The following is a 22,414-nucleotide window of genomic DNA, read 5'->3' as shown; positions in this document are numbered from 1 at the left end:
CGATCCGCTGCCGCTGAATGGCGGCTTCACCGCTTCAGTCTCCAAGCACCGTCGCGACGGCCCGGTACTCCGGCCGCAGGATCCGCTCGGCCTCCGTGCCGGCCACGACCACCGGGAGCATCGCGCCCTCCAGCCCCGCCTCGGCCGAGAGCTTCACCGCGATGGGCGCCATCACCTTCGCCTCGATGAGCCGCTTCAAGGGCCGGGCGCCCAGCTTCGGGTCGTACCCGTGACGGGCCAGCCAGGCCCGCGCGTCCGGCTCCACCACCAGCCGCAGTCTGCGCCGCAACAGCCCCGCCCGGGAGGCCGCCTTCTCCAGCTCCAGGTCGACGATCCGCAGCACATCCGCCTCCGACAGCCGGCGGAACGGAATGACGTGATCGATGCGGTTGAACAGCTCCGGCCGGAAGGTCTGCCGGATGGCGCGCATGAAGTCCTCCGAGCCGCGCTCGGCCCCGAAGCCCGTGGGCTCCGACTGCTCGACGCCGAGGTTGCTCGTCATGCACACCACCGTCATCCGGAAGTCCACCAGCCTCCCGAGGCTGTCCGTCAGCCTCCCCTCCCCCAGGATGCCGAGCAGCAGATCGAACACCTCGGGGTGCGCCTTCTCGATCTCATCGAAGAGCACGAGCGACATCGGCTGTTGCCGCACCCGCTCGGCGAGGCTGGTGATTCCCGGGCCCACCTCCATCAACCGCTGGGCCGAGCCGGGCTGCATGTACTCGGACATGTCGAGCCGGATCATCCGGTCCTCGTTGCCGAAGAGCGTGCGCGCGAGCTGCTTGGACAGCTCCGTCTTCCCCACGCCCGTGGGCCCGGCGAAGAGCAGCGTGCCCACCGGCTTCTCCGGATCGTTGAGCCCCGCCTTGAAGCGCGCCAGCACGCCCGCCGCCAGCTCGCAGGCGCGATCCTGCCCGATGACCCCCTGCCGCAACTGTCCCGCCAGCGAGGCCTGCTCTGCGGGCACCTCGTCACTGATGAGCTGGAGCGGCAGCCCCGTGTAGCGCGCGTAGGCCTCGGAGACATCGCGCGGATAGAGCGTCCGGGCCTTGCCCGGCTCGCCCTGCTGCTCCAGCCAGTCGAGGAAGCGGAAGGCCTTGCCCGGAAACAGGCTGTCGCGCTGGAACGTCTCCAGGTGCCCGACGAGCTGTCTCAACCCCAGGGCATGGATGCTCACCCGGCTGCGCTTCGCCGCCTGGTAGCGCAGCATCAGCTCCGGCACCTGCGAGGCCGGCGGAGGCTCGATGCGGATGATGCGGAAGGGCCGCAGCGACTCCGGGAAGCGCCGCTGGCAGCGCTCCAGCTCGGCCTCGGTGCACTCGGCGATCAGGGAGATCTCCCCGCTCATCGCCGCGGGCAGCAGCAGATCTCCAATGGACGAGCCGTCCGGCTGGGGCGCGAGGATCGACGTGAGCCGGTCCACGTAGAGGTAGTCGTTCTCGTTCGAGAGCGCGTCGACGATCTTCAGGCAGCGCTCCTGCCACATGCCCAGGTACACCATGCCGGCGACGATGCGCTCGGCGCTGGTGCGCCAGATCCTCGGCAGGCTCACCTTCTTGTCCTCACGCCGCTGCTCGGCGATCAGCCGCGCGAGCTTCAGCACCTGGCTCGTCTTGCCGGAGCCCGGGCCCCCCACGAGCAGCAGGGACTGCGGTGGCTGGCGCTGCGCGTGGGCGAGCCAGGAGCGCATCGACTCGGCGTCGTACACCAGTGCCGGCTGCCTGCCTCCCAGGGCGCGCGAGGTCAGCTCCTCGCTGATCTGCTCGAGGACTTCAGGAGGCCGCTCCTCGCCCGGGCCGCGCCGGTTGTCCCGCAGCAGCCAGCCGAGGTCCCAGCTGCTCACGTACTCCGCGCCCTCGTGGCGGAAGTCGTACAGCCCCTTGGGCTTCTCCCCGAGCAGCACGGTGGTGAGCGCGTTCTGCAACACCTCGCGCGCGATGGAGAGCTCCTCGAGCACGAACGACCAGCCGAAGCGCGGCACCCGCACGCGCCAGGCACCGCTCTCCAGCTTCCCGTAGACGTACGTCAGCTTGAGCGGGATCAGCGCCTTGGCGATCACCGGCCGCTTCTTGTGCACGGTCTGCGGGTGGATCTCCACGGTGATGGTCCGCGCCTCCAGGCTCTCCTCCCAGAGGAACCGACCGAGCCCGGCTGGGTTCTCGAGCATCATCAACCGGATGCGCGTCTCGAGCAGCGCGTAGATCTCCGCCTCGCTGTTGCCGTAGGCCGAGGGCGGAGGATCATCGAAGAAGCTGTCCCAGACCGGCAGGAGCTGCCCGGTGAGCCGGCCATCGTGGTGGGTGGTGAAGTAGACGCGAAGGCTCTTGTCGCTCATGGGGTCACCCGCTCGCTCATCCGCAGCCGCCACAGGGCCGGCAGGGCCTCGGCGGGATTCCTCACCCGATGGCTGCCGCTGTGGGTCAGCAGGTAGTCATCCAGCTCCAGCACCGACACCGCTCCCGGACGTGCGGGCGGCTCGAAGCGGTAGGCGCGCACGACGGGAGCCGCCGCCTCCGGATCCTCCGGGAGCGGGCTCACGCCCTCCTGGCGTGCCTTGTGGAAGGCCTGGAGCTTCACGGCATGCAGCGCGAGCAGCTCCGCGGGCGATGGCGCATTCGCCTCGTGAACGCGGACCTTGACGATCTCCGGGAGCCGGCCCGAGGACTGCCACACGTGCAGCCCGGCCTCGCCCTCGAAGAAGGGCCGCACGCCCGGGCCCACCAGCTTGATCGCGGCATGCACGGGCTCCTGCATGGACAGGTGCAGGAACTCCCGGAGCTGCCGGGGCCCACCGGACACCAGGGCCCCACCGGGCAGGTGCGCGGCGAAGGACTCGATCTCCCCACGCGAGTGCGCATAGGCCGAGCAGAGCCACCGGGCGAGCAGCGACCCGGAGGACGCGCCCTGACGCCACTGGCCGAGCGGGAGCAGCTCCAACATGACCACGTGCTGATCCGGGCTGGAAATCCCCCGGAGGATGCGTTGCAGGAAGTAGACCTCCGACAGCGCATCGAGCATCTGCTCGCGGGAGACGGCCTTCACCGGCTCGAACGCGCGCCGGGCGAAGAGCCGGATGCGTGTCCCCTGGGACCAGCGATCGGCGCCAATCCGCTCCACGCCGAAACGCTCGGCCTCGATCATCTCCCGCTCCGTCTCCTCGGGAGCGCGGGCGAGAGACTCGAGTTGCGCCGCGAAGGCCTCCAGGTACATCCGCATCGCATCGAGCGTGAAGAGCGACTCGGCGTGATCGTGCTCGCCCGCCCGCAGACGCTCCAGGTGGAAGCGGACCTGCTCGGACAGGGCACCGAGCGCCTCGCTCTCGCGCAGCTCCTGCACCACCTCACGCAGCTCGAGCATCTTCTCGCGCAGCCGTGCGATGGGGAGCGACAGGAGTGGCTCCAGCGCGAAGCCCTGGGCCAGCGGCTCCCGGGGAATGAGCGCATCGGCCTGCGCCTCGAAGCGGCCCTCCCGGGTGTAGAGCTGGAACAGCCGCATGAGCGCCTGGGGTCCCCGGATGATGGCATCGGAGAGGACCTGCCCGACCTTCTCCTCCAGGTAGCGCTTCAGCGGCCGCGCGCCCAGGTGGGGATCGAAGGCCTCCTCGACGATGCGCCGCTTCACCGCCTCGTCGGCGGCCACGAAGATGTTGCGGGACACGAGCCCGTGCCGCGACAACAGTCGCGCCAGCTCCTTCTCCACCACCTTCTCGCCCACGTCCCGCGAGAGCGGCGAGAAGTGCACGATGCGATCGATGCGGTTGAAGAGCTCGGGCGGGAAGAACTCGCGCACGGCCCGGTCCGCATCCAGCTCCAGGGCGCGCGCGTCCGGCGCACCGAGCCCCACCGCCGGCTTGCGCCGCGCCCCGAGGTTGCTCGTCATCACGATGACGGTATGGGTGAAATCCGCCGTCTCGCCCGAGGCATCCGTCAACCGGCCCTCGTCGAACGTCTGCAGCAGCAGGTTGAGCAGCGAGGGATGTGCCTTCTCGATCTCATCGAGCAGCACGAGCGAGAAGGGCTGCTCGCGGATGAGGCGCGTCAACCGGCCCTCGGGCTGCCAGGCGTCGCCCGTGAGCCGCGCGACGGCATCCGGCGTCTGGAACTCGCCCATGTCGAGCCGCACCAGCCGCGACGCATCGCCATACAGGTAGCCGGCCAGCGCGCGGGCGAGCTCCGTCTTTCCCGTGCCCGTGGGGCCGGTGAACAGATAGACGCCGTAGGGCCGCCGGGGATCCGTGAGTCCGGCATGGATGCGCGCGACGAGATCGCACGCCACGCGCACCGCCTCCGGCTGTCCCATCACCTTGCGCGACAGGGCCTCGTGGACCTCCTCGGGCACCAGCCGCTCCTGGGGGCGCAGGAGGAAGTCCGGCAGGCCCGTCCTGCGCGACAGGTGCGCGAAGAGCTCGCCGACGCCGAGCTCCCGGCCCGGGGCTCCCTGGTCCGTGGCCAGCTCGCGCAGCAGATCGAGCGCCTTGCCCGGAAGCGCGGACCCGGAGAAGAGCGTCCCCGCCTGCTCCAGCAGCACCGGGAAGAGCGGAGGGGACCAGGCGATGTGGTGCTTGGACTCCAGCTCGCGCGCCTCGTGCAGCAGCATGCGCAGTGTCTCGTCGGTGCGGGTGGAGCGCACGTGCACCTGGGTGAAGAGCGCGGCGAAGGACGGGGCGTCCGTCTCCAGCCGCTGGAGCTGCTCGGGCGTCACCGTGCCGGCGAGCGTGAGCTCTCCACGTGCCAGGGCTCCCTGGAAGAAGAGCGCGAGATTGGTGTCACTCTCCCGCGAGCGGCCGATGCGGCCGAAGGCATGCAGGTCCTCGATGAAGAGGATGCGCCGCCCTCCCCTCGTGTCCTCGAGCACCTTGAGGCAGCGCTGCTCCCAGTCGCCCACGTAGCTCATGCCGGCGATGATCCGCTTGCCGGCGATCGACCAGACCTCGGTCACCTTGTCCAGGTTGCGGTGGGTCTGGAAACCATCGGCCTCGAGCTGCTCGGCCACGAAGCGCTTGAGCAGGGTCCGCTTGCCGCAGCCGGGAGGACCCACGAGCAGCACCGGCGTGCGCCGCTCGCCTCCGAGCAGGAGCTGGAGTTGCTCCCGGTAGGGGCCGCGCGGCATGCCGGTATCGAGCGTGCCCTCCGCGGCCTGGAGGGTGAGGTTCGTCCCCAGCTTGTGCAGCACCTGGGTGCCGCCACCGGACTTCTTCTGCTTCTTCTTGCCGCCGGCCCGTTCCCGCCGGTCCTCGGCCTCCAGGTCGTCCCAGGGCCCCTTCTTCTTGCCGAGCTCGTCGAGCAGCGACTTCGGCTGGGCCATGAACGCGAGCGCCTTGAGGGTGTCCTTGCGGTTGGAGCGCAGGTCATCGTGCTCGTACGGCTCCAGCTGGGCCCAGGCACGGGTGAAGAAGACCTTCGCCTGCTCCTCGAGACTGGCGCCGGTATCGACCGGGAACCACTCGTGCTGGCGCGCGGGGTGGTAGGCGATGGTCATGAGCTCGTCGCGCGTGCGCCAGCGCGGCTCGAGGATGAGCGGGAAGAGACCGGACAGCCGCGGCGTCTCGGTTCCGGTGCGCACGCGCTTGAAATCCAGCTCGAGCTGTACCCGCTCCAGGCGGATGCCTCGGGGGAGCTGGAAGTACGACAGCTCCCGGACGGGCAGCTCGCCGATGATGCTCCGGAGATCCTCCACGAGCTTCTGCTGGAGCTTGACGGTGCTCCGTCCCTCTCGGCTGCGGGTATGGGGGCCGAGCGCGAGCGTGGTCCACCGGTAGCCACTGGAGGCATCGCGGCTCTGGTACACGCCAAGAGTGAGGTTCATCGCGAGGCCCCCCGGATCACGTCGAGCGCGAAGGAGAATCCACTCTCGGCATCGAAGTTCCCGGAGCTTTCGAGCAGCAGGATGTGTTCGAGCAGGATCCGTTCGAGCGCCTGGAAGTGCTCCCAGGAATCCAGCTGAAGCTTGCGTGCGCCATCGCACAGCAGGAGCTCGCCGCCGGGAACGTACTCACGGATGGCTGGCATCAACCGCAGCTCCCGGAGATCCTTGCCGGCCCGTTGTGCCGGAGGGGCGATGGCGGGCAGCTCGAGCTCCTTCTGGAACAGCTGGGTGGACATGGCAACGGGCCTGACCTCGACCTGGACCAGCTCGTCCTTCTCGGTGGGGGGATAACGATGAACCCCGGCCTCGAGCGCCAGGAAGGCCCCCGCGTTCGTGCCGTTGACCAGGAGCAGTACCTCCCGGAAGGCCCGCGAGGGCGCGGCCAGCTCCTTCCGAAGCTGCTCCGCACCCAGCAGCTTGTCATCCCACTTGCGCTTGCGCTCGCTGCTCTTGTGGGTGACCGAGACGCGGCCCTCGACCGTCCAGCCGCGCCGGGGCGCATCCTCGATCAGCGGCAGGATCCAGCGCTCGAGGCCGCGTGTCTCCCCCGCCTCCTGGAGGATGAGCGTGATCTGATCCCTCCGGGGCTGGAGCGCGAGCAGCACGGACGGCATCAGCTGGCGGATGGCCTTCATCTGCGCGTGGGCCTCGTCCACGAAGGGGGCGGCATCCTGCTGCTCGAAGAGCGCCATCAGCGCCAGCTCCTCGGCGGCCAGGAGCGATGCGCGCAACCGCCGGGCCTCGCTCCAGAGCGCCTCGAGCCGGCTGTGCTCGTACTGGAGTTGTCCCAGCGAGGACGCCTCGGGCCCTCGCATCTTCTTCTGATCTCCCTGGGCGAGCTGGGCCACCAGGAAGTGGATCCGCTCCCCCACGTTCTCCACGGCATCCATCCGGAAGAGCCTGTCGATGACCCGCCGCTGCTCCTGCAGGTCGCGCACGAGCTCGAGCTGGTTGCGCGCCGTCTTCGGGCTGCCCTTGGTCAGCTCCACGGCAATGCCCCCGGGACGGGAGGCGATCACCACACGGCCGCCCTGGGCCTCGGGCCCGGCCTCGGAGAGCATGCGGGCGATGGGGACGACGAGCTGCTGGTCCAGGTGCCTGCGCATGGCCCGGGCGCCATAGGCCTCCTGGTAGCCGGAGGTGGCGAGCGCGGTGGTGATCTCCGGAGGCACCTCGAGCGAGACCCCGCGCTGCATCAACCCGCGCCGCTGCCGCAGCTTGTCCACGCCGAGCCGGGCCACCTCCGCCGCCTGCTCGGGGGTGAGCGGGTGGAAGGGAATGAGCTGGTCGATGCGGTTGACGAACTCGGGGCGGAAGTGACGGTGCACCTCGCGCAGGTAGTACGAGGCGTCATCCACCGAGGTAGCGCCGATGCCCAGCGGGGAGCGGCGGTGCGCCACGCCGAGGTTGCTCGTCATGATGATGATGGCGTTGTGGAACCACGCCGTCTGCCCCCGGGCATCGGTGAGCCGCCCTTCCCCGCACACCTGCAGGAGCAGATCGAAGACGGCCGGGTGGGCCTTCTCGATCTCGTCGAGCAGGAGCACGCAGAAGGGCTGCTGGCGGACGCGGCGCGTGAGCAGCCCCTCGCCCTGGGTGTTGCCCCGGATGAGCCGTTCGGCGGCCCAGCCGTCCATGAACTCGCTCATGTCGAAGCGGAACATCCGCTCCGGCGAGCCGAAGAGGAACGTGGCGAGCAGCCGCGCGAGCTCGGTCTTCCCGACGCCGGTGGGGCCCACGAAGAGGAAGGTGGCCAGCGGCTTGCCCTGGGGCTGGAGGCCCGCCTTCACCATGCACAGCGTCTCCACGACGCGGCGCACCGCCGTCTCCTGGCCCACGAGCTGGCGGCGGAAGTGCGCCTCGACCTCCCCGGCGAGCAGCGCGCGGTCCTCGCGCAACAGGAACTCGGGGACGCCCGTCTTGAGGCTGAAGAGCGAGTACACGCGCTCGCGGGTGAGCAGGGGCACCTCGCCCGTGCCCGTGCGCTCCTGTTGCAGTCCCGCGCGCATCTCCTCGTACAACCGGATCGCCTTGCCGGGCAGCGCGCGGCTCGGCAGGTAGCGCTCGGCCAGGTCCACGAGCGGATCCACCGCGTCGTCGGCCAGCGAGTACCGCGAGGGCTCGGCCTTGCGTTGCCAGACCGTCCGGCTCCGGAGCGCCTCACGGGTCTGCCGCGTCCCCAGGGGCTCCAGGCGCACGCGGCCGAGCACCGCGAAGAGGCCCGGGTGCCGGTTCTCGAGCAGATCCAACGACTCGGGGGTGAGCTCTCCGAGGAACCGCACCCGGCCCTCCTCCAGGAAGGGCTTCATCGCGCCGGGGATGTCCACGTGCTCCGAGGACTGCTGCGCGAGCAGCTCCCCGAGGTTCTCGAAGTACAGGACGGCGTCGAGCTCCTGTGCCGCACGCATGACCCGCAGCACGCGCTCCTGCCACTGGCCGAAGCCGGACATGCCGGCGATCAACCGCGAGCCGCTCGTGGCGTACACGCGCCGCTCGCGGCCGGCCTTGCGCTCGGCGCGGAGCCACGCGAGGAGCAGCTCCGTCTTGCCCACGAGCTCCGGGCCCACGAGCAGCACGCCCTGCCGCTTCTCGCCGCCGAGCAGGCCGGACAGCAGCGCGAGCTCGGTGTCCCGGGCGATGAGGGGCGGTCCGTGCCGGGCCTCGTCGCGATCATGCAGCACCGTGGAGACGGAGAGGAGCACCTGGTGCGCCTGCTCCCGCTTGAGCTTCTCCTCCAGCTTCTTCTTCGCCTGCCGGGCCTTGTCGCTCGCGTCCTGACGCCGGAGCGCGAGCTGGACGGTCTCGAGCGTCACGAACTTCGGAGGCAGCAGCCGCAGGTACTCATGGGCGGCCGGCTCGCGCGCGGCGAGCAACCGCTCCACGTCCGCGCGCACCGTCTCGCGCACGTCCTGGTTCCTGCCCACGTAGACCGTGTGATCGATCGCCGGCACGAAGACCCACGTCTCCTCCGCGAGCGGCACGACGATGGTGGCCAGCTCGACGGTGACGGGCTTGACGAGCTTCTTGGGGAGATCGGCGCGGGGGGCGAGGATCTCCAGCATCTCGAGCCGCACCTGCTCGGGGAAGGAGAAGCGGGCCAGCTCCTCGGGCTCCACCCTGGACAGGTGCTCCTCGAGGAACAGGCGCTGCTCGCCCAGACAGGCCTCGAGCGTGGGCGCGTGGCTCGTCAGGGTGGGCGCGGCCACGGGGAACACCTGGTGGTCCCCGTTCCACAGCTGCTGGCAGACGAGCGGCGTGGAGAACTCGAGCGTCCCGGGGACGGCATTGGAAGAAGCCATGGGCCCGCCATCCTATCCTGATGAGGTACGCTGGCGGCAGGAGGCATTCCCCACGATGGCGCATGTGAATCCAAGCATCTTCCAGTCCGCGCTCGAGCGGCGGTTGCGCGACGAGCTCCTCGCGGGCGAGGACACCCAGCGGGCGCTGCGGCATGTGGACGCGGTGCCGGGCAGGTTCGGCGGCGTCGCGAGGCAGAGGCAGCTGCTCTCGAACGCCTTCAAGCTGACGCGCCCGGTGGCCCCGCGGGTCCTGGATGCGCTGGCCGCCTGCAAGGAGGTCCTGGGCCACGAGGGACCCGTGGATGTGTTCGTCAACCCGGAGCCCATGATCCGGGCCGCGGCGGTGCAGGCCCCGCCGGACACTCCCGCCATCGTTCTGTCCTCCCGGCTCCTGGAGGTGTTCCAGGAGGCCGAGCTGCGCTTCATCCTCGGGCACGAGCTCGGGCACCTCGCCTTCGAGCACTTCACCCTGCCCCTGCCGGCCACGGCCCTGGCCTGGGACGGAGAGGATGGACGATTCGTCTCCCCCGCCACGGCGCTCGGGCTGTACCGGTGGAACCGGGCGGCCGAGGCCAGCGCCGACCGGGCGGGACTGCTGTGCTCCCGGGAGCTGGAGGCCTCCGCGGGCGTCCTGCTCGCACGGGTGAGCGGATGGACCGCAGGCTCGGTGAAGTCCGAGCTGCAGGCGGCGGCGCGCCATGTGGACGCGCTCCTGTCCGATCCATCGGCCCGTGAGCGGCCCAGTGAGGACGATGAGGTACTCGGCGGTTTCCGCGCCCATGCCTTCAGCCCATGGCGGGTGCGTGCCCTCGCGGCGTTCTCCAAGACGAGGACCTTCCTGAAGAGCGCGGGCCGCTATGCGAGCGAGGAGGGACTGTCGGACGAGGAGGCCGACACCCTGCTGGCGTGGGAGCTGCGGGAGCTGGATCCCTCCTACCTGGAGAAGTCCGAGCATCCCGAGCTGCTGAACCTGGCCCTGACGACGGGGAAGCTCCTGCCCGTGCTGGAGCAGCTGTACCAGGAGCGGGCGACCCTGTCCGAGCGGGCCCGGCTGGCGCAGCACTTCGCCTTGATGAAGGCCCCGGACGGCGTCGTGGACAACCTGGGTTACCTGGAGCTGAGGAAGGTGGCCGGAGCGCTGGCGGTGCCCACGTGGCTCGTGGACGAGGCCCTGCGCGGCGCCAGCAATCCCTTGGATTGAATCCTCTCAATCCCGTGGTGGGGACACGAGGATGTGGAGGTCGGGCCACCGCTCGCGCAGGAGCCGCTCCAGCAGCCCGAGTCCCCACCGCTCCGAGCGCCAGCCCCATGCGGCACACGGGCTGTTCTCGCGCGACGACGATCCGGGTGCGCTCACCCGTCTCGGCGGAAGCACCCAGCAACTGGTCGATGTGCCCAGCGATCTCGTCAAGCCTCATGGTTGCAAGGATATCCACCCAATCCCTACCAATCCAGCAAAACGAATGTCTGTCTTTATCTAAATACATAAAAAACACATCAAATTATAGTTTGTATTTACTTAAAAAAGAAAAACATATCGTCACAATCACAAAAGACAAACATAGACAAAAACAAATACAGACTTCCACTCCACAATCCCTGACAGGAAATCAAGACTATGGAATTAATTTCTGTATTTGATTGCTCCATTCTGACACACAAAAGACGCCAATGTAAGTGCGACACACACCAGTTCTTGGGCATGAAGATGTCGTGAGATGTAGGCATGATGGGGCTCAACAAAGAGGTCCCCCAGGTATGCTGATGTAGGCACGATATCCGGACGGAGAGGGCCTGTCCGGGACGAGCCCATCGAGATGTAGGTTCGAGCCATGAACGGCATGGCAGCGCCCGAGAAGCTCCTCCAGCCCGGTTGCCCCTGGTGGGACATGCGGGTCGCCTGGGGCGAGCCGAACGTGAAGTGGTGCGAGGCCACGGTCTGCGCCTGGGTGAACGAGCCCGCGAACGCCTGGTCCAACCTCGCCTACCTGGCGGTGGCGTGCTGGTGTGCGTGGCGGTGGCGGCTCACGGGCAGCCGCGCCATGGGGCGCTTCGCTTGGACGACGGGGCTCGTGGGGGCGTTCTCCTTCGCCTTCCACGCGACGAACACCTTCGCCACCCAGCTCCTGGACTTCGTGGGGATGTACGTGCTCGCCTTCCTGCTGGTGGCGCTGAACCTACACCGCCTGGGTTGGCTGCCTCGCGAGCGGGTGGGCACGGTCCACGCCGGGCTGACGGTGGGGTGCACCCTGCTCGTGCCGGTGCTGAGGCTCGCCGGGTTCCCCTACCAGCTCGTGGTGCTGGGGGCGGTGCTGGTGATCGTGGGAACCGAGATCCGCCTGTCCCGGCGGAAGGACCCGCGAGAGTCGTACCGGGACTTCTGGCTCGCGGTGGGGCTGATGGCCGCGGCGGCGGCGTGCTCGGTGGCGGACGTGACGCGGGCGTGGTGCGACCCGGACAATCACTGGGTGCAGGGACATGCGGCCTGGCATGTCCTGAGTGCGCTCGCGCTGCTGTTCACCGCGCGGCACCACGCCGGGCTGGAGCTCAGGCGTCAGCGCCCTCGTAGCTGATGCGCAGCCCCTGGTGGGTCACCGTGAGGAGGGGGCGGCCAAACCAGCCGCAGTGCTTGCAGACGCCGTGGGTACCGGCTGCCGAGACGCGCACCGGCAGATCCGCGCCGCACGAGGGGCAACCCTCGGGCAGCGTGTAATCGCGCGTCGGCACCTGGACATGGGAGACGTCGGTCATTGATCAGGAGTAACGCAGGCACCGGGCCATGCAAGCCGCGCCCCGGTGCCCCCCCGCGTGCCTGAGCCGGCGCGTCGGCCTGACCGTCAGACAGGCAGGCAGACAGCCATTCGAGCGCCGTGTGGCCTCACTCCTCGGTGGAGCGGGTGAAATGAATTGAATCGACACACATCCAGCGAGCAGCCAGGCGTCGAGACACATACGGCCAGGAGAGTTGATTTCACTCCCCGGGGACAAGCCTCTTGGAAACTTTCGTCAGGGCAGGACTTTCTCGTATTTCCGCGAAAACTTCTATCAGCATTGCAATCACTCTCATCCAATACATGAAGAAGAGGGATTGATGGTGGCCGCCGCGTTGGATCGCGAGTCTGGTTTTATGTCAAAGAATTGGACCCGAAGTCGCGAGGTACCTCATGTCCTCCAGCGCGCGTTGGTTGTTGCTCCTGGTCCCCGGGATGTTGTTCTTCTACACCCTCAGCGGAGCACCCCGTGAAGCCGAGGCCGCCCCACGCGGTGGAGGGGTGTGCAAGAAGTGTCCGCCAGACGCGGGCACGGGCGGCTCCGATGCGGGCACTCCGGACGCGGGCACGGGTGGCTCGGACGCGGGCACGGGCTCGGATGCGGGTACTCCGGACGCGGGCACGGGCGGCTCGGACGGTGGCACGGTTCCGCCCACGGACTGCCTCGGCCAGCCGCTGCTCGATTCACTCGGGAAGGATCACGTGCTCGTCGGAGGACAGACGGACAGCTCCGTGGCCGGGCTGGCTCCGTTCGACATCCGATACATCTACCTCGCGGGTGGCCTGTTCGACAGCGCGGAGCCGTGCAACTCGTGCAGCACGAGCTGCTCCTCCGCCGGACAGTCCTGCTCCAACTGGAATCCCAATGGCTGCGGCTGGTGGGGGTGCTGGCAGTGGGACCAGATTCCTCCGGGGCAGTACCTGCGTGACTACTTCCAGCAGACGATCAATCTGGGACAGGTCCCGATGATCACCTATTACCAGATGCTCCACGCCAGCCGTGTCTCCGAGGGCTCGCCGGAGGTGGCCGCGGCGCAGACCGTCTCCTTGATGCAACGTTATTACAATGACTGGCGTTTCGTGTTGCAGCAGATTGGTACTTCCACCGCATTGCTTCACATCGAGCCGGACTTCTGGGCGTACGCGCAGCAGGTGAACACCAATCCTCACATGATTCCGGCGGCGGTCGCCTCGGCCAATCCCACGGATTGCGCGAACGTGGAGAACACCATCGCCGGCATGGGCCGCTGCATGATCGCCATGGTCCGCAAGTACGCCCCCAACGCCAAGGTGGGCCTGCATGCCTCGGCGTGGGCCACGAAGATCGACGCCATGATGAACACCAACCCCGCGCTCGACGTGGAGGGCGAGGCCCGCAAGGTGGCGGACTTCCTCAGGGAGTGCGGTGGCGCCAACGGGGACTTCGTCGTGGTGGAGACGAGCGACCGCGACGCCCAGTACTACCAGGTGCGTCTGGGCCGGAACAGCTGGTGGGATACGGCCAACACCACGCTCCCACACTTCCGTCAGGCCTTCCGGTTCGCCAAGGCGCTCTCGGAGCGGATGGGCCGGCCCAACATCTGGTGGCAGATCCCCGTGGGCAACATGTCCATGCCCGGTTACGACCAGCACTGGAAGGACAACCGTCTGGACTACTTCTTCGATCACCCGCAGGAGGTGGCCGCCGCCCACGGTATCGGCATGATCTTCGGCGCGGGCGAGCAGGCCCAGACGAACCCCTCCACCGACAGCGGGCACCTGGTGCTGCGGACGAACAACTACTTCCTCACTGGTGGGCAGCCCGCCTGCCTCAACGCCAGCATGCCCTGAGCGAGGCCGCGGGCCCGGCGGGCGTCAGGGGTGCGCTCCTGACGCTCGCGCTTGACATCGGCTCGCCGTCCGGGCCTGGGTAGGGGCCGCATGGATGAGACTCCGCCCTCCCCGCTGCCCTTCCCGACGAGCCTCTGTCACCGCTGCGCGGCGCCGCCGAAGTACGTGAGGACGAAGACGTCCACGTTCATCCTCTGCCCGCTGTTGCCGCAGAAATACGCGCCCCAGCCGGTGCTCCGGTGTCCCCTCTTCCGGCCGAAGTCCCCGGAGCCGGAAGCGAAGTAGGGGCACCCGGCGTGCTCAGCCCAGGTGCTGCAGCTCGCGCGAGAGCTGGGTCTCCAGGTCCCGGATGTTGCGGTACACGAGGCAGCGGTAGGCCGCGACGTCGAACTTGAGTTCCTTGAGATCGCGGACGAGCAGGATGGTGGGCCGTCCCCTGCCCCACGCGTAGCCGACCTCCAGGTACACGTTGGGGTTGGCCATGGACAGGTCCGCGATGACGACCTTCGCGGTGTCGATGCGCTCCTTGATCCGCTGGATGATGGCGCCCTCGAACACGGCTTGATCCACGCGCTCGCACAGGAGCCCCGCGCCCTTCACGGGGCCCAGGATGCCGTAGTGGTAGACGTCCTCCATCTCGGAGGCGAAGGGCATGGCGACGAAGGCGTGGGGCTTGGCCAGCGACTGCGCCCCGGCCGTGGCCATGGGCGGCGCCTGGACGTGCTGGCTCGTGCGCTTGACGCGGAAGCCCCAGCCGCTCGTCAGGGGCTCCACCCCCGGGCTCTTCCCGAGTCCCCGCTCCAGCGCCGTGCGAAGCCGGTCCGCCCGCTTCTGCTGCAGCTCCACCACGGTGATGCGCTCCAGCCCCTGGGGCCCGGCACCCCGCATGAAGGCCTCGACGAGGCCTCCGACGAGCGCGAGCGCCGCCTCGTCCTCGTCCAGGCCGTAGTTGGGGCCGTGCACCGTGCAGGCGACGTGGCGGATGTCCGGGCGCGACTCGAGCGCCTTGAGCGCCCGGGCCGCGAACTGGCGAATCTCGTGGTAGCCGAACTTCCCCAGCTTCACGGTGCCGAGGAAGAGGGCCAGGGGCGCGCCGATGGCGCCTCGCGTCTCGATGAAGACATGCTCCCCGATGGGCACCGAGAAGCTCGCCATCGGGATGCCCGCCTGGACGAGCCGCGAGGCCACGGCCTGATCCGCGCCGTAGAAGCTCTGGGCGTGCTTGAGCAGCACCACGTCCGCGCGCGTATCGGTGATGTTTCCGGCTTCCAGAACGAGATCGAGGGCAGCGCTCATCGGGAGGGACTGTCTCACGGAGGGGGCGGGCCCGTCACCGGGGCGCGACCTCGACCGCGCCTCCCGGCTCCACCGTCACGCGCACGGGCAGGAAGCGCTCGATGAGCCACGCGTGCGTGGTGAGGTGCTCCGTCACCCGCGCCGTCGTGTAGCGCGTCGTCCCCGGAGACGAGGGGCCCAACAGGCCCGCCGCCAGCAGCGCCGCGGGCAGGAGGATCTGATCCCCGAGGTGCTCGTCCAGCGCGCCCCCGCTCTCCATGAAGCGCGCCACCTCCTCCGCCGCCTCGCGCCCCACGTCCTCCGCGGGAAGTCCCCGCTTCCCCAGGGCCGTGAAGCCGGCGAGGGTGTTCTCGAACTGCGCCAGGATGAACGTCACCGTGCCCACCGAGTGCGTCACCGGCAGCGGCCGGTTCTCCGCGTGGCTGTAGATGCCCCGCTCGCGCAGCGCCGCCACCGCCGCCTTGGACTGACGCTCCGCGATGCCAAAGGGCAACCCGCCCACGAACGAGCCCACCGCGATGTCCCGCAGCGTCCCGCGGGAGGGCAGCTCCACCCGGTTCGGTGGATCCCTCACCGGCTCCACCTCGGCGATGAACTCTCCCGCCCCCTGCGGGTAGAAGCCCGCGTGCACCAGGCGCAACGAGGCGTTCAGCCCGTAGGCCTTCGCCACCGGCAGCCACACCCCCACCACGTAGTGGTAGCTGGGGCTGTGCGGCAGGTGCGTCCCCCCGCGCAGGGTGAGCGAGCCGCCCCCCGCCAGCGCCAGCGGGTAGAAGAGGCACTGGAAGAGCAGCGGCGTGCTGCCCGCCGTCCCCACCTCCAGCACGTAGTTGCCCGGGTGCACCGGCCCCGGCTCGAAGCGCAGCTCCGAGGCGCCCACCGCCGCGCCCTCGCTCTGGCCCCCGCTGATGGCCTCCGCGCCCCGCACGCAGGCGAGGTGCTGCGGCCTCAACCCCGGCGGCTGGCGGTGGGCCCGCACGTTCTTCATGTGGAAGGGCCTCCCGGTGATGAGCGACAGCGAGAGCGCCGAGCGGAGGATCTGCCCTCCTCCCTCCCCCTCGCTTCCGTCGAGCTCCACCGGTCCGTCGTGGCGGTCCGTGCCTGCCATGCCCCTTCCCCTCCGAGAAAGTCCCGCGCAGCCTAGCAGAAGGCTTTCGGGTACTGTCCGCCCGCCGTGGCCCTCGCCATCTTCCTGTTCACCTACGTCTTCATCGCCGGTATCCGCCTCCCCTTCCCCCGGCTGGATCGCCCCGGAGGCGCGCTCGTGGGCGCCGTCCTCATGGTGGTGGCCGGTATCGTCGCCCCCTCCGAGGTCTTCAACTACAGCGCCGATCCCTCCCGGCACGCCGTGGACATGGACACGCTCGTGCTCCTGCTGGGGATGATGTTACTCGCGGACTACCTCTCGCAGGCCTCCTTCTTCCGAGCGGCCGGTGCCTGGGCGCTGCGCAAGGCCCATACGCCCCGGCTGCTGCTCGTGGCCGTGGCCTGCACCAGCGCCTTCCTGTCCGCCTTCCTCGTCAACGACACCCTCTGTCTCATGCTCACCCCGCTGGTGCTGGTGGTCGTCGAGGACGCGCGGCTGCCTCCCATCCCGTACCTGCTGGCCGTGTGCATGGCCTCCAACTCGGGCTCGGTGGCCACCTTCACCGGCAACCCCCAGAACATGCTCATCCAGGGCGCCTCCGGGCTGCCCTATGCGCAGTTCGTGGCCTACATGGCGCTGCCGGCCGTGCTCTCCACCGGCGTGGTCATCGCGGGGCTCCTCTTCGTCTTCCGCAAGCAGCTCTCCCACGAGCGCTTCGACACGCACCCGCCTCCGCCTCCCGTGGATCGGCCGCTGCTCGGGCTCACGCTCGCCACGCTCGTGGGCGTGGTCGCCGCCTTCTTCATCGGCCTGCCCATGAGCTGGAGCGCCCTGGCCGGCGCCGCGGTGGTGATGACGCTCTCCCGCCGCGCCCCGCCCCGTCAGGCCATCGAGCGCGTGGACTACGTCCTGCTGCTCTTCTTCGCCTGCCTCTTCGTGGTCGTCTACGGCGTCAACAAGGCCGGCTGGGCGGATGACATCTACCGCGTCTTCTCGCCCTTCATGTCCGGGCCGCCCTGGCGCGAGACGCTCGGCTTCGCCGGGCTGACGCTCGTGGCCTCCAACCTCTTCAGCAACGTGCCCTTCGTCATGCTGGCGCGCGCCTGGGTGCCCACGCTGCATGATCCCGTGCTGGGCTGGCACGTGCTGGCGCTCGGCTCCACCCTGGCCGGCAACCTCACCCTGGTGGGCAGCGTGGCCAACCTCATCGTCTTCGAGGCCGCGCGCGGCAAGGCCGAACTCAGCTTCCTCGGCTACCTGCGGGTGGGTTTGCCCATCACGCTCGTCAGCTTCGTGCTGGGGCTCGCGGTGCTCCTCGCGGAGCACGCGCTCTTCTGAGCACTACGGATCCGGATCCGGCAGCTCGCCCGGCCCCAGCTCGGGCTCGGCGGGCTTCGGCGGCGCCGGCAGCTCACGGCCCGTGGAGTGGACGCTGTCGCCCTCTTGCGGCGGCGGCGCGCCCGGCTTGCGATCCGGCGGACGCAGCTCCTCGGCGAACTGCGCGGCGACCACGTCCAGCATCGACGTCAGCTCCTGGCGGAACAGCGACGGATCCTTCCCCACCTTGAAGGGATCCAGGTGCTCGGCGCCCTCGGCCACGCGGTCCACCTGGAAGGGACGGCGCCAGAGCTCCGTACGCCCGTTGATCTTGAACATGCGCGCATAGCCCCGCATGTACGCCCCCGCGTGCCCCTTCACGCTGCGCATGCCGTAATCCTGGATGACGAACTCCACCACCGAGTCCGCTCCCAGCCGCGTCAGCAAGTCGTAGTCCGGGGCGTTCGCTGGCACCTCCTCCACCAGGAAGCTCTCCAGCATCGTCGCCACCCGCGCCGGATCCAACGTGTCCACCCACGGCCGCTCCTCGGGGAGCTGCCGGAACGTATTCACCCGCAGGCGCTCGGAGACCTCGAAGCGCGTCACCGCCGCGGTCAGCTTCGCCTGCAGCCGGCGATCCGCCTCCTTCGGCTCCAGCTTCTTGAGCTTGTCCTTGTAGGCGCTGTCGTCCCGGAACACGAGGCTGTGCGGGCCCGCCTCCAGCTCGATCCGGGAGATGAACGCGGGCCGCGACACGCGATCCAGATCCGCGCCCGCGAGCCGCTGCGAAGCACAACCCCCAGTGAGAAGCACCACCCATACGAGGAATGAGATTCGCCCCATTCCTCACACATACAGCATTTTTCCGCTTCTACCCAACGCACGGCGTCAAGGGACGGACACTCTCTCCCAGGGGGAGCAGGCTTCAGAACAGCACCAGCTCCTCGTGAGGCTCCAACGTCTCCCCGTGGACGTGGGGATGCCCTCCGAGGAGGGCCTCGTTGCTGCGCTGGCGGGCCTCGGAGAGCTCGGAAACGAGCTCGAGGATCTGCGGGTGGGTGAGGATGAGGGTGTCGAAGTCCTCGCGGGGCAGCCGCAGCAGCGAGGTGTTGCGGGCGGCCGTCACGGTGGCGTTGGCGGGCGTCTTCTGCAGCAGGGACATCTCGCCGAACAGCTCGCCCTCGTGCAGCCGGGCCAGGGACTGCTCGCCCTTGGTGACGGCCACCTCGCCGGAGAGCACCACGTAGAGGCCGTCCACCTGGTGGCCCTCGTGGATGATGGTGTCGCCCCGGCGCACCTCGCGGGCCCGGAAGCGCTCCACCAGCTCGCGCCGATCCTTGCGGCCGAAGGGCTGGAAGATCGCCGAGGTGTTCACCACGTCCGACAGCAGCCGCTGCCGGCAGAAGCGCCTCAGCGCCCGGGCCACCTGCGGGTAGCTGCGCGAGAGGCCCGCGAGCACCGGCGCGGAGATCTCCAGCACCTGCGTCTCCTCGGAGGCGCTCACCACCGAGGCCGAGCGCGGCGCGCCCGACAGCAGCGCCATCTCACCGAAGAAGGCGCCCTCGCCCAGCTGGGCCAGCTCGCGCTGCTCGCCGCCGGCCTGGCGCACGATGCGCACCCGGCCCGCGCAGATGACGTAGAAGGCATCGCCCTTGGTGCCCTGCTCGATGATGCGTCCGCCCTCGGGGAAGCGGCGCAGCGGGCAGCGCTCGAACAGCGCGATGAAGGCGTCGCGCGGCAGGTCCGAGAAGAGCGGAATCTTCGGCAGCGCCTCGTCCTGGGGGGCCGCCTCGGCGATGGGCTCCTCGGCCTCCGGCGTGCCCGGCTCTTCCATCGCGGGGGCGGACGCCACGGGTTCCGCGAGCTGCCCCGCGCCCGCGAGTGCCGCCAGCTCCACCGCGTGCAGCAGCGAGTCCGCCTGGACGGCCAGCTCCGTGAAGGGCGTGCTGCCCGGCACCGGAGGCTGGAAGTCCACGCCGTCCTGGGGCGTGAAACGCTCGAGGCGCGGCGAAGCGGGGCCCACCGCCGCCACCCGGAGGGGCTGGGGCGGAGGCTCGGGTGTGGCGGGCGCGGGGTTCGGCTCCATCTCCGTCACGGCCGGACGGAGGTCGCTCGAACGGCGGCGCAGACCGGGAGGCCCGGACTTCGCCACGGCGGCCTGGGCGGGCGCGGCCTCCGGGCTCCCCTCCTCCGCGCCGCTGAGATCCAGCTCCACCTCGATGTCCGCCGCGGGCGCGGCGGGAGGCTCGGCCCCCGTCTCCTCGATGTCCAGCTCCACCTCGATGCCCGACAGGGACGAGGCGGCCTTGAACCCGGGCGCGGGCGTGGGCGCGGGCTCCCGGGCGGACGCCTCCTCCGAGGCCAGGGCCTCGTCGACGTCCGGCGGCAGCTCGATGAAGAACGCGGACGGCTTCGCCACCGGAGGCGCTTCCAGGGGCTTGGGCGTCACCGCGCGAGCCGCGCCTCCCGCTCCACCCCGGCGGGCGTAGAGGTTGGCGAGCATCTGCTGCACGCCCTGGTGCGACGCATCCAGCTCCAGGATGAGCTTGCTGGCGGCGATGGCGCGCGGGAGGAACCCCTCGCGGGCGAAACCCTCGGCGGCGGCCTGGTAGGCGGAGATGGCGCGGGCGTTCTCGCCCACCTTCACCCAGGCATCTCCCAGCCGCACGCGCGCCTGGTGGTCCTTCGGGTCCAGCTGACAGTATTCCTCGAAGAGCTCGGCGGCCCGGGCAAAGCGTCCCTTGGTGAGGGCTTCGTTGGCTTTGTCCCTGAGCTGCCGTGGCTCCATGTCAGTGTGCCCCCTCGGCCGCGGTCGTCGTCTTGGCCAACGCCGTCACCGCGGCCTCTCGGACCCGACGGTAGTAGTCACTCTTGAGCGCGTCCAGTGCATCGGCCTGGGCGCCGGTGCCCATCTTCGTGAGCGCCCCCGCCGCCGCGGCCCGGATCTCCGGCAGATCATGGTACAGGTCGCGCGCCACCACCTCGGCCGCCGAGGTGTCGCCGATCTCCCCCAGGGCGGTGAGCAGCTCGCGCCGGCCAACGCCCGAGGGCTCCTCCAGCGCCTTCACCAGCGTGGGCACCGCCTCCTTCGCCTTCAGCCGGCCCAGCAGCGTGGCGGCCAGCACCACCTCGGGGCCGCCGTCGGAGACGACCTTCTGGAGCTCGCCCGCCGCGGAGGCCGGCGCGCCCGCCTTCACGAGCGCATCGAGCACCACCAGCTTCTCGCCGTGGATCTGCGGCAGCAGCTCCACCAGCGCGGATCGTCCGGCCTCGCCCTGCTCGGCGAGCGCCTGGGCCAGGGCCTTCACCAGCTCGCGCTCGGCCTCGAACAGGCCGTTCTTGGCGAGCGCCACGCCCTCGGGCCCCAGCCGCGTCAGGCCCACCAGGGCGGCGGTGCGCACCGTCACGCTGGAGTCACCGGCGAAGCTCTTGAGCAGCTCCAGCGCCCCGGGCGCCTTCACGGACCCGAGCGCGCGCAGCAGCCCGGCCAGCGGCTCGAGCTTGCTCGAGTCCACGTCATCGAACAGCTCGGCGGGCGCGCGCTGCTGCACCACGGGCCGGCCCTGCTCGCGCGCCTTGGCCGCGTTGAGCGCCTTCACGCGGGCCATGAGGCTGGCGTGCTTCTCGCGCTTCGGATTGTCACCGCTCCCCGGCTGGGAGGGATCGAACCCCGGCCCGTAGCGCTCGGGCAGCTTCAGGGTGACCCAGTCCTGGCGGAGCGCCTGCGCGGCCGCGAGCTCCTGCTCGAAGGCCTTCTGCAGCACGGGCGCCGCGGAGGACTCCCCGATGGCCGCGGCCGCGTCCACGGCGAGCGCGCGCAGCGTGGCATCGCCCTGGGTGATGTAGGGCAACACCTTGGGGAGCAGATCCCTGGCCGCGGGGCCGAGGCCGATCACCACCTGCAGTCCGCCCGCGGCGGTGGAGGGACGCGCCAGGCGCTCGACGATGGGCTCCACGGGGCAGCCGCCGCGCTCGCGCATGGCCCGGGCGACGGGGATGGCCTCACTGGTCTCGGCGTCGAGCGCGATGGAGCACAGCGCGGCATCCGTCTGGGGCTGGCGCGGCATGTCGAGCAGGGCGTCGATGGCCAGGGGGCTCACGGAGCTCTTCTCCACCGCCACGGCCTGGAGCCGGGGAATGGCCTGGGGCTCCTGCAGCCGCGTGAGGGCGGTGATGGCGGACTCGCGCAGCTCGGGGAAGCTCTCGTCGAGCAGGGGCAGGATGGCCTGCACGGCGCGCTTGTCGCCCAGGTCCCCCAGGCCGCGCACCGCGGCGGCGGCGAGGACGACCTGGCTGTCGCGCACCAGGGGCACCAGCCGGTTGAAGGCATCCGGACGGCCGCTCTTGCCCAGCTCCTCGGCGGCGCCCACGCGCTCGGGCAGCGAGCCCTCGTTGAGGGTCAGCAGGTTGCGCTCCCAGATGGCCTTGGACTCGGCGGCGACGACCTCGGCCATGGCGCCCGGCACGTTGGCCTGCTTGAGGGCCTGGACGATCACCTGGCGCGTCTGACGGCCGCGGCGGCCGTACTGCAGCGTGAGGTAGGCCTTGGCCTTGTCGTTCTTCACCTGCGCCAGGGCCATGGCCGCCTGACCCTGCACGTCCACGTCGGAGTCCTCGAGCAGCTCGCCGAGCAGATCCACCACGCGGGGATCCTGGCTCTTGCCGAGGGCGGAGGCGGCCTCGCCGCGGACGATGGAGGCCATGTCCTTGGCGGCACGGGTGAAGAGGGCCAGGTCGTCGGGACGGGCGTCCTCGGCGAGCTTCTTCACGGCGAGAGCCCTCACCTCGGGGCGAGGGCTCTGCAGATCCGCGAGGAGCTGATCCCGGCTCCCACTGCACCCGGCGGTGGCGAGAAGGGACAGGACGACAAGGAAGGTGCGCGCGCCGGTTCGCATCGTTCTCCGAGGAGGGAAAGCGTGAGACGCCGGCGGTTATATCAGCGGTGCGCG

The 22,414-nt window shown here is 69.8% G+C and carries 14 protein-coding genes; 5 read left to right on the top strand and 9 right to left on the bottom strand.

Going from position 1 to position 22,414, the window contains the following annotated elements:
• Nucleotides 1–34: 34 nt before the first annotated feature.
• Genes AC16DP_RS37390 through AC16DP_RS37380 form a run of 3 tightly spaced genes read right to left on the bottom strand, consistent with a single transcriptional unit; the run spans nucleotide 35 to nucleotide 9,164 of the window.
• Nucleotides 35–2,335, bottom strand: coding sequence for an AAA family ATPase (locus AC16DP_RS37390; protein WP_329726072.1), 2,301 nt, complete (start codon nucleotides 2,333–2,335; stop codon nucleotides 35–37).
• Entirely contained in the window at nucleotides 2,332–5,805 is a 3,474-nt protein-coding gene (locus tag AC16DP_RS37385; protein ID WP_329726073.1) for an AAA family ATPase, read from the bottom strand. Before AC16DP_RS37385 ends, AC16DP_RS37390 begins: the two co-directional genes overlap by 4 nt.
• Nucleotides 5,802–9,164 (bottom strand): AAA family ATPase, encoded by a 3,363-nt coding sequence (locus AC16DP_RS37380; protein WP_329726074.1) that lies wholly within the window; start codon nucleotides 9,162–9,164, stop codon nucleotides 5,802–5,804. The genes AC16DP_RS37385 and AC16DP_RS37380 overlap by 4 nt, the downstream gene beginning before the upstream one ends.
• Nucleotides 9,165–9,228: 64 nt before the next feature.
• On the opposite strand from AC16DP_RS37380, the gene AC16DP_RS37375 reads away from it, so the two are divergent.
• On the top strand, nucleotides 9,229–10,365 hold the full coding sequence (locus AC16DP_RS37375; protein WP_329726075.1) for a M48 family metallopeptidase: 1,137 nt from the start codon (nucleotides 9,229–9,231) through the stop codon (nucleotides 10,363–10,365).
• Nucleotides 10,366–10,996: 631 nt separating this feature from the next.
• Nucleotides 10,997–11,737, top strand: coding sequence for a ceramidase domain-containing protein (locus AC16DP_RS37370; RefSeq protein ID WP_329726076.1), 741 nt, complete (start codon nucleotides 10,997–10,999; stop codon nucleotides 11,735–11,737).
• Here AC16DP_RS37370 and AC16DP_RS37365 read toward each other — a convergent pair.
• The gene (locus tag AC16DP_RS37365) at nucleotides 11,712–11,891 is read right to left on the bottom strand and encodes a hypothetical protein (RefSeq protein WP_329726077.1); all 180 of its coding nucleotides are present in this window, start codon (nucleotides 11,889–11,891) and stop codon (nucleotides 11,712–11,714) included. The two genes, AC16DP_RS37370 and AC16DP_RS37365, sit on opposite strands and share 26 nt — an antisense overlap.
• Before the next feature lie 437 nt (nucleotides 11,892–12,328).
• Here AC16DP_RS37365 and AC16DP_RS37360 point away from each other — a divergent pair, with 437 nt between their 5' ends.
• Both AC16DP_RS37360 and AC16DP_RS37355 read left to right on the top strand, forming a co-directional pair.
• Entirely contained in the window at nucleotides 12,329–13,765 is a 1,437-nt protein-coding gene (locus AC16DP_RS37360; RefSeq protein ID WP_329726078.1) for a hypothetical protein, read from the top strand.
• 90 nt (nucleotides 13,766–13,855) lie between these two features.
• Nucleotides 13,856–14,050 carry a hypothetical protein gene (locus AC16DP_RS37355; RefSeq protein ID WP_329726079.1) on the top strand — a complete coding sequence of 65 codons (195 nt, stop codon included), beginning with the start codon at nucleotides 13,856–13,858 and terminating at the stop codon, nucleotides 14,048–14,050.
• Nucleotides 14,051–14,065: 15 nt separating this feature from the next.
• Here AC16DP_RS37355 and AC16DP_RS37350 read toward each other — a convergent pair whose 3' ends face one another.
• Nucleotides 14,066–15,061, bottom strand: a complete 996-nt coding sequence (locus AC16DP_RS37350) for a hypothetical protein (protein ID WP_329726080.1) — start codon at nucleotides 15,059–15,061, stop codon at nucleotides 14,066–14,068.
• Between the two features lie 34 nt (nucleotides 15,062–15,095).
• Nucleotides 15,096–16,169: an RNA 3'-terminal phosphate cyclase gene (gene rtcA, locus AC16DP_RS37345; protein WP_329726081.1), complete on the bottom strand. Its 1,074-nt coding sequence runs from the start codon at nucleotides 16,167–16,169 to the stop codon at nucleotides 15,096–15,098.
• Nucleotides 16,170–16,235: 66 nt separating this feature from the next.
• Between rtcA and AC16DP_RS37340 the strand changes: the two genes are divergently transcribed.
• Nucleotides 16,236–17,486 (top strand): ArsB/NhaD family transporter, encoded by a 1,251-nt coding sequence (locus tag AC16DP_RS37340; RefSeq protein WP_329726082.1) that lies wholly within the window; start codon nucleotides 16,236–16,238, stop codon nucleotides 17,484–17,486.
• A 3-nt stretch (nucleotides 17,487–17,489) separates the two neighbouring features.
• Here the strand turns inward: AC16DP_RS37340 and AC16DP_RS37335 are convergent, their stop codons facing one another.
• From AC16DP_RS37335 to AC16DP_RS37325, 3 genes are all read right to left on the bottom strand, one after another.
• Complete coding sequence (locus AC16DP_RS37335; protein ID WP_329726083.1) at nucleotides 17,490–18,308, bottom strand: hypothetical protein; 819 nt, start codon at nucleotides 18,306–18,308, stop codon at nucleotides 17,490–17,492.
• Nucleotides 18,309–18,390: 82 nt separating this feature from the next.
• Nucleotides 18,391–20,253, bottom strand: coding sequence for a cyclic nucleotide-binding domain-containing protein (locus AC16DP_RS37330; RefSeq protein WP_329726084.1), 1,863 nt, complete (start codon nucleotides 20,251–20,253; stop codon nucleotides 18,391–18,393).
• Nucleotide 20,254: 1 nt separating this feature from the next.
• On the bottom strand, nucleotides 20,255–22,360 hold the full coding sequence (locus AC16DP_RS37325; protein WP_329726085.1) for a HEAT repeat domain-containing protein: 2,106 nt from the start codon (nucleotides 22,358–22,360) through the stop codon (nucleotides 20,255–20,257).
• Nucleotides 22,361–22,414 lie beyond the last annotated feature (54 nt).

Source organism: Archangium sp., assembly GCF_057119385.1.
The sequence above is the reverse complement of the archived record's forward strand: the minus strand, read 5'-3'. Positions and strand labels throughout refer to the sequence as shown.